7 protein-coding genes and 2 tRNA genes are annotated in these 11,611 nt (G+C 64.0%); 3 read left to right on the top strand and 6 right to left on the bottom strand.

Annotated elements, in window-relative coordinates; all coding sequences use genetic code 11:
* A partial coding sequence (tig, locus tag X803_RS0109730; protein ID WP_026544995.1) for a trigger factor occupies positions 1 to 895 on the bottom strand: 895 nt, incomplete at its 3' end.
* A gap of 109 nt (positions 896 to 1,004) precedes the next feature.
* Positions 1,005 to 1,078: transfer RNA gene (locus X803_RS0109725), tRNA-Pro, on the bottom strand.
* Between the two features lie 131 nt (positions 1,079 to 1,209).
* On the opposite strand from X803_RS0109725, the gene X803_RS0109720 reads away from it, so the two are divergent.
* A tRNA-Gly gene (locus tag X803_RS0109720) sits at positions 1,210 to 1,283 on the top strand.
* Between the two features lie 43 nt (positions 1,284 to 1,326).
* On the opposite strand, the gene X803_RS0109715 is transcribed toward X803_RS0109720, so the two are convergent.
* Both X803_RS0109715 and X803_RS0109710 read right to left on the bottom strand, forming a co-directional pair.
* Complete coding sequence (locus X803_RS0109715; RefSeq protein ID WP_026544994.1) at positions 1,327 to 2,226, bottom strand: Fpg/Nei family DNA glycosylase; 900 nt, start codon at positions 2,224 to 2,226, stop codon at positions 1,327 to 1,329.
* Positions 2,226 to 2,699, bottom strand: a complete 474-nt coding sequence (locus tag X803_RS0109710) for a ribose-5-phosphate isomerase (protein WP_026544993.1) — start codon at positions 2,697 to 2,699, stop codon at positions 2,226 to 2,228. Before X803_RS0109710 ends, X803_RS0109715 begins: the two co-directional genes overlap by 1 nt.
* 162 nt (positions 2,700 to 2,861) lie before the next feature.
* Between X803_RS0109710 and X803_RS0109705 the strand changes: the two genes are divergently transcribed.
* Positions 2,862 to 4,457: a multicopper oxidase family protein gene (locus X803_RS0109705; RefSeq protein ID WP_026544992.1), complete on the top strand. Its 1,596-nt coding sequence runs from the start codon at positions 2,862 to 2,864 to the stop codon at positions 4,455 to 4,457.
* A 293-nt stretch (positions 4,458 to 4,750) separates the two neighbouring features.
* Here the strand turns inward: X803_RS0109705 and X803_RS21050 are convergent, their stop codons facing one another.
* The gene (locus tag X803_RS21050; protein WP_162149221.1) at positions 4,751 to 7,666 is read right to left on the bottom strand and encodes a chitobiase/beta-hexosaminidase C-terminal domain-containing protein; all 2,916 of its coding nucleotides are present in this window, start codon (positions 7,664 to 7,666) and stop codon (positions 4,751 to 4,753) included.
* 392 nt (positions 7,667 to 8,058) lie between these two features.
* Positions 8,059 to 9,897 carry an IPT/TIG domain-containing protein gene (locus X803_RS21045; protein WP_084033605.1) on the bottom strand — a complete coding sequence of 613 codons (1,839 nt, stop codon included), beginning with the start codon at positions 9,895 to 9,897 and terminating at the stop codon, positions 8,059 to 8,061.
* Positions 9,898 to 10,136: 239 nt separating this feature from the next.
* Here X803_RS21045 and pepN point away from each other — a divergent pair.
* On the top strand, positions 10,137 to 11,611 hold a 1,475-nt coding region (gene pepN, locus X803_RS21485), incomplete at its 3' end, for an aminopeptidase N (protein WP_035778492.1).

Genomic DNA, 11,611 nt, shown 5'->3' with positions numbered 1-11,611 from the left:
GGACCTCGACGAGCTCCAGGAGCTTCTCCAGAACCTTGTCGCGGGCTTCCACGCCCTGCTCCACCAGCTTGTCCTCAGCCGCACGCTTGGCGAGATCAGCGCGCAGTTCATCGATGGTGTCGAACTCGCTCGCGAGCTGCGCGAAATCATCGTTGGCATCAGGGAGCTCGCGCTCCTTGACTGCCTTGACGGATACGGTGACCTCTGCGGCCTTGCCCGTGTGCTCGCCGCCGGCGAGGGTTGTTTCAAAAGTGGAGGATTCCCCGGCGCTCAGTCCGGTCACCGCTTCATCCATGCCTTCGAGCATGGTGCCGGACCCTACCTGGTAGGAGATGTCCGCCGCGGAGTCCACTTCCTCGCCGTCGACCTTCGCCGTCAGGTCGAGCGTGAGGAAATCGCCGTCGGTTGCGGGACGGTCCACGTCCTTAAGGGTGCCGAACCGGCCGCGCAGCTCATCCAGGGCCTTCACGATGTCCTCATCGGATGCCTTGGCAGCCTCGACGGTGACCTCCAGGCCGGAGTACTCGGGCAGCTCAATCTCGGGACGAATGTCGAGTTCCACCGTGAACAGGAGCTGACCGTCCTGTGCCGACGGGTCCGGAACCTCGGTGATTTCCACCTCGGGCCGGCTCAACGGACGGATGTTGGTCTCCTGGACCGCGGTCTGGTAGAAGCCGTTGAGGCCCTCGTTGATCGCCGTCTCAATGACGTAACCGCGCCCAACCCGCTGGTCGATGAGCTTGTTGGGGACCTTGCCCTTACGGAAACCCGGAACCTGCACCTGCGTGGCGATGGTCTTGTAGGCAGCTTCGATGTTCGGCTTGAGTTCCTCGAAAGGGACCTCCACGTTGAGCTTCACTCGCGTGGGAGTGAGGTTTTCGACAGCGCTCTTCACAGCCTAGTACTCCTGAATGATAGGGATCGGTTCTGCACCGGGTTGGAAATCCCGCAAGGGATCATTTCTGCACCGAGTGATACAAATTTCTGCACCGTTTAACGCAGAGTCGGGGTGACAGGAGTTGAACCTGCGACTTCCTGCTCCCAAAGCAGGCGCTCTACCAAGCTGAGCTACACCCCGTTGAGTGCAGAGGCAAGTCTACGAAAGAAACCGCGCGGTTGCACATTTTGAGAATTCCGGGCCCTTATGGTGTAGTTATATGCGTTCCAGCCGACCGCTCATCTCCACGAGAGCGCACAGTGGCCGGATCCGGGGATGTAGCTTAATGGTAAAGCCTCAGTCTTCCAAACTGATTACGCGGGTTCGATTCCCGTCATCCCCTCCACTTCCCTAAAACGGGTTCTCTGAACGAGGCACTTTCAGCCTGATCAGGCCGCCTGGCAGGACGGGCACCAGTAGAGTTTCCTCGCTCCCATCTCGGCCATCGCCACCATCGTTCCGCAGATCCGGCACGCCAGGCCGGTACGTTTATAAACGTAGTGCGCGTCTTCCACGGGTACACCGGAATCCGTGCCGGCCGGTCCCTCCCGGTGGGAGGGAGCCGTGGTGATGATGCGGCCGGCTCGCACCCCGTCGTTCATCAGGAAGACCAGGTCCTCCCAGAGCGCCGCCGCGTCGTCGTCTCGCAGTGCAGCACCCGGCAGCCACGGATACACCCTGCCCCGGAAGAGGGCCTCTGCACGGTAGACATTCCCGACGCCGGCAATCACCTCCTGGTTCATGAGCGACAGGCCCACAGCGGTCCGCTTCCGCTGGACTCTCGCAACGAACTCGCCGGGGTCCGATCCCGGGTCCAGCGGATCCGGTCCGAGCTTTGCGATGATTGCGTCGCGTTCGGCTCCCGTGATGAGCTCACACGCTGTCGGGCCGCGGAGATCCGCCCAGCCGTGAGCGGAGGCCAACCGGACACGGACTGCACCGACCGGAGGAGGCGGGCCGGCATAGACGGAAGCAGCGCCGTCGTCGTGGGCGGTTTCCCGCTCCCCTATCCGTCTCGGAGCGCCAATGCTGGATGCCCCCTGGAACCGGCTGTCCCCGCCGAAGCTCCACGCGCCGTACAGACCGAGGTGCACCCGCAGCACGAGCTCGTTGTGGAATTCCAGGAACAACTGCTTGCCATGTGCTCGGGCGCCGGTCAACACGCCGCCGTCGAGCCGCTCGGCCCCTGCCGCGAACCGGCCCTGCGGGCTGCTGACCCTCAGGGCCTCGCCGGCGAAGACCGACGCAAACTGCCGGGCGATCCGGTGGATCGAGTGGCCCTCGGGCATTACTGGAGAATTTCGCCGGTGGTTTCATAGGCGGCGATCTTGCTGATGCGCCGGATGTGCCGCTCTGCCGCACTGAACGGTTCCGCGAGGAAGGTCTCGACGATTGCGGTGGCCTCCTCCAGGGAGTGCTGACGCCCCCCGAGCGCAACGACGTTCGCGTCATTGTGATTGCGCGCAAGCCTGGCGGTGTCGAGGTTCCAGGCAAGCGCGGCCCGTACGCCGCGGACCTTGTTCGCCGCAATCTGCTCGCCGTTGCCTGAACCGCCCAGGACTATGCCGAGCGCCTCAACACCGGAGAGCTGATCATCGACCACTGCCAGCGCGGCGTTGATGCAGAAGGCCGGGTAATCGTCTTCCGGGTCATACGCCGATGGCCCGTGATCAACCATCTCGTATCCCCTGGCGCTGAGGTGCGAGACGAGGTGGGCGCTCAACTCCATGCCGGCATGGTCTGTTGCGATGTGGACGCGCATGTGGGTTCCGTTCTGTGATTCCGGTCGGCTTTTCACTCAAGGCTAGTGCTTTCCTGCGCCGCTGCCGCACTGTGTCGGTCAGCCTTCGCGGCTGCGGAAATCCTAGGTTTTCTCCAAGCAGCGGAGTCCATCCTTTGTGTACATCCTAGGAAAGGAACACCGATGTCTGTTTCTCGACGTCAGGTCCTCACGTTCGGGGGACTAGGGGTAATCGGAGCCGGGGCGTTGGCGGTGCCCTTCGGCTCCATCAGTGCGAAGTCGGCCAGCAAGCTGGCGGACGCCGATATGCCGATCCCGTACCGCACTCTCCTCACCGTTCCGCCGATCCTGCAGCCGTATGCGGTGGGACGTGCCCCTGACGGAGCCAAGGTTCATTACTACAGCGTGACCCAGAAGGCCGGCACCGCCAGGATCCTTCCTCGGCTGACCACCCCGATCCTGGGCTACAACGGGATTTTTCCCGGCCCCACCATCGACCTCCTCCAGGGCACGAGGGCCGTGCTGAAGATCCGCAACCAGCTCCCCCAGACCCATCCGCTTCACGGGCATACCCTGTCCACGTCGACCCACCTGCACGGTTCAGCGTCGCTCCCCCAGTTCGACGGCTATGCCAGCGACGTCACTCCTCCCGGGTTCGCGAAGAATTATGAGTACCCGAACTTCCAGTCAGCCCGGACCCTCTGGTACCACGACCACAACGTGCACAACACGGCGGAGAACGCGTATTCGGGCCTGTCGGCTCAGTTCTGCATGCATGACCCGGCTGAGCGGGAGCTCCTGCCGCAGAACAATTTCGACGTTCCGCTGACCCTTTCGGACGCCATGTTCGCCGCGGACGGCAGCCTCGCCTATGACGACAATTCGCATTCCGGGCTCTGGGGGGATGTGATCCTGGTGAACGGAAAAGCATGGCCGGTGATGAAGGTTCAGCGCCGGGTGTACCGCTTCCGGATTCTCAATGCGTCCATTTCCCGCTCCTTCCGGCCGACGCTGAGCACAGGGGAAGGTGTGCACATCGTGGCCACCGACGGCGGGCTGATGCCGAAGACGCAGACCGTCGATTCCTGGCGCCACGCCGGAGCCGAACGGTACGAGATCCTGGTCGATTTCTCCGTGTACCAGCCCGGGCAGCGCGTCGAGCTGCGGAACCTGTCCAACAAGAACAACATCGACTACGACTTCACTGACCGGATCATGGCTTTCGACGTGACGGATGAACCCGTCGATACTTCCGATCCGACCTGGAAGACGATCCCGCAGATCCTCGCCTCCCACGAAGTGATGGACCTGCGGCCGGCCCGCGACACCCGCGTCCGCAAATTTCGGGTGAAGCGCAATGACGACGTGTGGGTGATCGGTGAGGATTCCTGGGCCGATATCATTGCGAGCGGCTACCGGAGGGTCTGTGCCGATCCTGCGCTCGGCGCCACCGAGATCTGGGAGTTCGAGAACAGTTCCGGCGGCTGGTTCCACCCGATCCATATTCATCTGGTGGATTTCCAGATCCTCAGCAGGAACGGGCGCGCACCCTTCTCCTACGAGATCGGACCCAAGGATGTGGTGTACGTCGGAGAAGGTGAGACGGTCCGCCTGCTCATGAAGTTCGGGCCGCACCGCGGCAAGTACATGATCCACTGCCACAACCTGCCGCATGAGGACCACGACATGATGACCCAGTTCTCGGTCGGCCTGAAGCCGGGCCAGGTGGATCTTAACGACCCGATGAAGGCGGCTCCCGCTTTCTGGGACGGTCAGTAAAAACCCCGGCGACCTTCTATTCCAGTCCAGGCGGTCTTCCCGGAAACGGGTGGACCGCCTGGACTTTTGTGTGTCTCCACACGGCTCAGGGAACCCCCACCCCGGACAACGACGGCGGTGGGAGGCAGGGATTGCGCTGCCATTCCCCGCCTCCCTGTCGCCCCCTTCCCTCGCGCTTGGAAATGAGACGCCTGGTGCGGGACGTCGAACGGCTGGATGACGCAAAGGAGGCCTCCCGCACCGTGAACAGTGCGGGAGGCCTCTTCTTGCCGGCCAGTCTCACCGGGTGATTGTCAGAGGATGGCGGTCATTCCGTTCCACCGTGTTCCCACCAGGACCTTGGCAAGCCAGCCGCCGGAACCGTTGCCCGGATACAGCCACAGCCGTCCCGCCCCATCCCGCGCCAGGACATCAACGTTGCCGTCGCCGTCGAAATCACCGGGACCAACAATGCTGGACATACCGCTCCAGCCCGAGCCCACCTTGACCTTGGTCATCCAGCTGCCGTCGCCGTTGCCGCGGTAGAGCCAGAGCGCGCCGCTCGTGTCCCGACCGAGAACGTCGGCATTTCCGTCACCGTTGAAGTCGCCCGGAGCGACAATGCTGGTGATTGTATTCCAGCCTGTACCGACCTGTTCCCGCGGCTGCCAGCCGCCGGTACCGTTCGAGGCGTACAGCCACAGACGGCCGGAGGTGTCCCGTGCAAGCACATCCGCGTTCCCGTCGCCGGAGAAGTCATGGCCTCCGGTGCCTGCTGGAGGTGGAGTGGGGGCGTTGATGGTGAACACCCACTGTCCGAGTGCACTGACGTTACCGGCGGCATCGATCGCGACTGCCCGCAGGGTGGTGGTCTGCGTGATGGCGATGGGAGCGGTGTAGAGCGTGCTCGTCGCCGTCGGTTCGGTGCCGTCAGTGGTGAACCGGATTGCCGCACCCTCTGTAGCGGTGAGGGCCGCCGTCGTCGCGCCGGTGAACGTGCCGCCCGGGGTTGTCGTTGCCAGTTCCGGAGCCGTCAGGTCCACTGTGTAGACCTCGGTCACGATTTCCGAGGGCACGCCCTCGTTCACGGCGAGGAACTTCAGAGTGGTGGTTCCTTCACCGATGGTGATCGGTTCGGTGTACTGCACTCCGTCGGGTTCCGGGTCGGTGCCGTCAACGGTGAAGAAGATCGGCGAACCTGCCGGTTCTGCGGTCAGTGACACCGTCTGGACGGTGTTGAACGTTCCGCCGGCGGTCGCTGCTGTGACTGTCGGAGCGGCCGGCGGAACAGCACCCACGGTGCGCCCCTGGACCACAAAGTCGGCAGTGCTTCCCAGCAGCCGGTTGACCGTCTCACCGAGGGTGGTCCGGACGTGGCGGATCTCGAAGACGTTGGTGTTGTAGGGGCTGCCGGTAACAGCGTGAGGAGTGCTGCCGTCGCCGAGGTAGCCGGCAGGGGCTGCCGGGGCGACAGCCGGATCCCACCGCAGGAACGGTCCGATCTTCGACTCGAGCAGCGGCGTGAAGTCACCGTTGCCGTTCATGCTGCCGAGGTCTTCCGTGTACCGGAGGCTGCCGGTGTCATCAGCTTCCACGAGGAACTTCCCGTATGGGTGGGTGATCTCGTAGACGGAGCCGAATTCGAAGACCTCGTCGCCGCGGACGCGGATGCGGCCAAAGGCGATCTCGTCTCCGGCAGCGGCCCCCTCGCCCGTGAATGCGGCCTCCAGCGCAAGCGTCAGACGCACCTCTTCACCATCGATTGGAAGGAAGGCTTCAGAAGCCCACCAGAAGGACTCTCCGGGGAAGTTCCTCGGGAACTCCATGGGATCCAGCGGGAAGGGTAGTTCCTCGATCACGGGGCACAGCGGGTCGTCCAGGCACAGGTCAAGCTGCACCGGCTCCTGGCCTGCCCACCCGTTGTCCTCGACCCAGCTGGGGTACCCATGGCCGCCGGGCACTATGGGACCGAGCGCCTTCAGGTTGTGGATGACGTACCGGAAGTTCCGGATCTCGCCGGCGGTGCCGGCTCCGTCAACCGAGACTGCGCGGATGGTCGTGGTGTGTCCCACGGCGATGGGAGTGCCGGTGTACTCGAGTGTCGCTCCGGTGGCACCGCCCAAGGTGTATGTCGGGTCGGAGCCGTCCAGGGTGTAGTAGATGCGCGCTGAGCCTGTCTGGGCCGTTCCGGTCAGGGTGACCTGCTGCGGGCCGGCGTAGGAAGCGGCAGTCGCGTCAGGGGACGCGGCGATCCAGGGGCTGGTTGCGTCGAGTGTGTAGGTCTCGCTCTGGATTGCCGTCCGCTGCGCCGGGTCGGTCAGGCTGACTGCCAGGTACTTGAGAACGGTTGTACCGGGAGTAGCCAGGCTCACGGGAGCAACGTCGTTGTCCCCTTCCGAGGGCACCCAGAGCTGTCCGTGGGAGACCGAACCGTCCGCAGCCACAACCGGCTCGGAACCATCGGTGGTGTAGACGACCTTCGCTTCGTCAGGGAAGGAGGTCTGGATATTGACGATCAGGGCCTGGTTGTAGGTGCCGCCCGGCTTGTCCACCCCGGCGCGCACAGTGGCGATCTTGCCCTGCACGGCAAACTGGTCGGTCTGCGCCAGCGGTACACCAGGTCCTTCAATGCTGAAGAAGTTGGTGCCGAAGGGGCTGCCGATTACCGCATGCTCCACGTTCGGGTCACCAATGGACCCGGCAGGTGCAGCGGGAAGTGACGAGTCCCATCGAAGGAACGGCCCGATCTTTCCGCTCAGCGGCTCGGTCCAGTCACACGGCTGCTGCAGGCACCCAAGATCCTCGGTGAAGCGCACCCGGCCGCGATCATCAGAGGTGACAATGAATACGCCATAGGGAGTTGTCACCTCGTAGTCCGATAGCGGCGCAACATCCTCCATGCGGATGCGCATGCGTGCAAAAGCGTTCTGCTGACCCTGTGCCACGTCACCGGCACCGCCGAACGCTGCTTCTGTGGCCATAATGAGGCGTGCTTCCTCGCCGTTCGGCAATGGCAATGACGCTTCGGCGGACCACCAGAAGGACTCCTCGGGGAAGTTCCCCGGCATTTCGAGCGGTTGGGCCGGATCGTAGCCGGCGCCAACCACAGGGCAGACTTCAACGGCGTCGAGGCAAAGCTCCAACCGCAGGCCGGTATTGTCGCCGTACCAGTATGGATAGCCGGTTTCGGGGTTGACCGGGCCGACGCTCCCCTGCGGACCTGTTGCCACAGCCGCTGGAAGGATCGCCGCCGGCTGGGACAGCGCCCCGGCGGGCGGCGGACCAAATGTGGACAAGAGCACAACCGCCGAAGCAGCGATACCGGTCCCCCTCCATATCCTGCGTGTGCGCGGGGTCGCCCCCGGCGCGGTATGTGTACCGTCCGATTTCATGATCGTCTCCCTGATGGTTCCGAGTCTCCCGATCGGCGAGACCGCCGCCGGTGGGGCACGGCGCACCATGCCCTGGGATCACTCTGCCGAGGAGAGCCTGCAATTACCTTGGATGCCGTAGGCCACCAATTGCCGAGGTGCATTCACTGAACATCCGCGCACGGCAAAGCCTCCCGAACCCAATGCGGTTCGGGAGGCTTTTTCCGATGCGAAAGCGGTCCGGGGGCCGGTTAGAGGATGCCGGTCATACCGTTCCAGCTGGAGCCGACCAGGGCCTTCGTCAGCCAACCGGCTGAACCGTTGCCTGGGTACAGCCACAACCTGCCGGCCGAATCCCGCGCCAGCACATCAGCGTTCGCGTCACCGTCGAAGTCACCCGGACCCAGGATCGCCGTCATGGACTGCCAGCCCGACCCCACCTGCTTCTTCGCCAGCCAACCGGCCGCACCATTCCCCGGGTACAGCCACAACCTGCCCGCCGAATCCCGCGCCAGCACATCGACGGTTCCATCACCATTGAAATCGTGGCCCTCCATACCCGCCGGCGGAGGGGGAGGAGGAGCGGTCGCCGTATAGGTGTAGACCACGGTGTTGGAGGTGCCGGCCGCCGTCGTCACATCGATGTTCACAGGCCCTTCCGTACCTGCCGGGACAATGAAGGAAAGCTCCGTGTCAGAGACGACCGTCACGTCGTCGTCCAGGAAGGATGCGGTGTCCATGGTCACCATGGTCGCTGCGGGTACAAACCCGGTACCTCTGAGGGTGACTGAGGTGTTGCCTTCCATGGGGCCTGAGTCGGGAGTGACCGACGTGATGGTCGGCGGCACCGCCACCGGGAAGTAGTTCAGGTCGAGGGAGCCGCTCGATCCGACCGGCGTTGTGACGCTCAAGGAGGCGAGTCCTGCCGGCTGGGCCGGAGCCTTGATGACCAGGGTGCCCGTGTTCAGGAACTCGACGTCGGAGGGTGAGATCACCGTCTCTCCAACTGTGACGCTGGTGCGGTCCCTCGCGAACCCGGATCCGAAGATCCAGATCTCCTCACCGCCGGTGGCTGCCGTCTCATCGGGGTCGAGCACGTCGACCACCGGCACCTCCGGTGCCGGCTCAGTGTAGGTGAACCCGAGACCTGTGCTGCTTCCTGAGGGGGTTGTTACTGTGACCAGCGATGGACCCACCGGACCGGCCGGTGTGGAGAACGTCAGTTCGCTGTCTGACAGGACAACGACGTCGGTTGCTGCGTTCCCGCCGACATCCACCGTGGTGTCCCCGGTGAAGCCGGAACCGCGAAGGGTGACCGTGTCGCTGCCCGTGCTCACTCCTTCGGCGGGCACCAGTTCTTCTGCCGTAGGCGCAGACGGCACTTCCAAGTGCTCACAGGCAGCCTCACCGATCACGATATTGCCGAGGTAGATCGCCGCGACCATACCGACGTCAGGGACGGTCCCCTTCAGGGTGAGGTTGACGGTCAGACCGGTCGCCTCGGCCGATGCAGCGTTCCTGCTGATGGTTCCGACCTTCACCTTCGCCAGGACTTCGGCGCTGGTCATGCCGGGCACCGTGGCTGCGGTCGACAACTCGAGACCCGCCACGGGGACAGCCGCCGGGTCAACCGGAGTGCCCAGAACGGTGACGCCCTCCGAAGCGGTCTCCGCTGCCGGCAATGCGCCGGGGAGACACTCGGCTGCTGAGATCACGCGGGTTGCTCCCACCGCCTGGACACCGAGTACAGACACTGTCAGATCCTCGATGACGGCGGAGCTCGTTGTCCCCGCCGCCCCGGACGCGGTCGACAGCGTTGCCCTGCCGGCCACAGCTGCGCCGTTGAGCGCACCGACGTGTGCGGACAGATCGGGTATGACCACCTCCCTGGGCGGACTCTCCGTTTCCGCCGCGGCATCCACATCCAGCAGGCTGGCGCCGCCGAGCTCGAGGGACAGTCTCAGGTCAACCGCGGATGCTTCCGCATCGCCCGGCAGGGCGAGCGTCGGTGCTGCCACCACGGCGCTACCTCCGATCGCGAGAGCCGTCGCAATCGCGGTAACCCTTGCAGTGCTCCATCTCGGGGACATTTCACACTCCTAAGCAGTCCGGACAACCGCGTACGCCTCCGCGCCGCTGATGGCGGGGACGCTGACGGCTATCGTGCTGGTTCAACGCTAAGGAGGAGACCTTGGAAACAGGTTGAGATCGCCCGGCCCGGGAGTTCCACCGAAATGGTGAAGGTTTGAAGTTCTGCGTAAGGTGGGTCACACCGCGTTACCGCGCGGTACGTCTACTCCCCACTCTCGGAGGCACCACCTTGCCAGGTATGAACCTGACGCGGGACGAAGCACGCCAGCGCGCGGCGACAGTCAGCGTCCACAGCTACGCCATCAATCTCGATCTGACCCGCGGCGACACGGTCTTCCGGTCAACCACCGTGGTGTCTTTCGACGCCGAGCAGGGTTCCTCAACCTTCATTGACGCCGTCACCGCATCCGTTCATCGCGTGACCCTCAACGGCGTGGACCTCGATGCGGCGGAGGTGGCGGACGGGGTGCGGATCCGCCTGGATAATCTTGCCGCGTCCAACGAACTGGTCGTCGACGCGGACATGCTCTACATGAACACCGGCGAGGGCCTGCACCGCTTCGTTGACCCGGTTGACAATGAGGTTTACCTCTACACCCAGTTCGAAGTTCCGGACTCGCGTCGGGTCTTTGCCGTCTTTGAGCAGCCGGATCTGAAGGCAACGTTCCGCTTCACCGTGACAGCGCCGTCGCACTGGGACGTAATCTCCAATTCCCCCACGCCGGAGCCCGTTGACGCGGGCTCGTCGGAGGACGGCGGCGCGCGGGCAACGTGGGCATTCGAGCCGACACCGCTGCTTTCCTCCTATGTGACGGCGCTGATCGCCGGGCCGTACCAGTCCGTGCGCAGCGAGCTGACCAGCTCGGACGGCCGCACCATTCCCCTCGGCGTCTTCGCGCGCAAATCGCTGATGCAGTATCTGGATGCCGAGAACGTCTTTGAACTGACCCGGCAGGGCTTCGAGTTCTTCGAGGCTCAGTTCGGCACACCGTATCCGTTCAGGAAGTACGACCAGCTATTTGTACCGGAGTTCAATGCCGGCGCGATGGAAAACGCCGGCGCCGTCACGTTCCTGGAGAGCTACGTCTTCCGCTCGCGCGTCACCGAGGCCACCATTGAACGCCGCGCGATCACCATCCTCCACGAGCTCGCCCACATGTGGTTCGGGGACCTGGTCACAATGCGCTGGTGGAATGACCTCTGGCTGAATGAGTCGTTCGCCGAGTTCATGTCCACCCTGGCGTCTGCGGAAGCCACCAAGTTCACCCAGTCCTGGACCACGTTCGCGTCCCTAGAGAAAGCCTGGGCATACCGCCAGGATCAGTTGCCCTCCACGCACCCCATCGTCGCTCCGATCAACGACCTCGAGGATGTACAGGTCAACTTCGACGGTATTACCTACGCGAAGGGCGCCTCCGTCCTGAAGCAGCTCGTGGCCTGGGTCGGCCAGGACAAATTCATGCAGGGCGTCCGGGAGTACTTCGGCAAGCATGCGTGGGCCAATACCGAACTCTCCGATCTGCTGGTTGAGCTGGAGAAGGCGAGCGGCCGGGACCTCAGGGAATGGTCTGCCGAGTGGCTGGAAACCGCGGGCGTGAACACTCTGCGTCCGGACATCAGCTACAACGACGACGGCGAAATCACCTCCTTCTCCGTCCTCCAGTCCGCGCTGGCGGACCACCCGACGATCCGCTCACACCGGCTGGCCATCGG

This window comes from Arthrobacter sp. 35/47, from assembly GCF_000520475.1.
Classification (GTDB): Bacteria; Actinomycetota; Actinomycetes; order Actinomycetales; family Micrococcaceae; genus Arthrobacter_D; species Arthrobacter_D subterraneus.
Note: the sequence above shows the minus strand (reverse complement) of the source record. Positions and strands in the feature narration are given on the sequence as shown.

Bases quoted from the DNA above. Each gene is read 5' to 3' on its own strand.
- X803_RS0109715 (WP_026544994.1), bottom strand. From the start codon at position 2,226: ATGCCCGAGGGCCACTCGATCCACCGGATCGCCCGGCAGTTTGCGTCG.
- X803_RS0109710 (WP_026544993.1), bottom strand. From the start codon at position 2,699: ATGCGCGTCCACATCGCAACAGACCATGCCGGCATGGAGTTGAGCGCC.
- X803_RS0109705 (WP_026544992.1), top strand. From the start codon at position 2,862: ATGTCTGTTTCTCGACGTCAGGTCCTCACGTTCGGGGGACTAGGGGTA.
- X803_RS21045 (WP_084033605.1), bottom strand. From the start codon at position 9,897: ATGTCCCCGAGATGGAGCACTGCAAGGGTTACCGCGATTGCGACGGCT.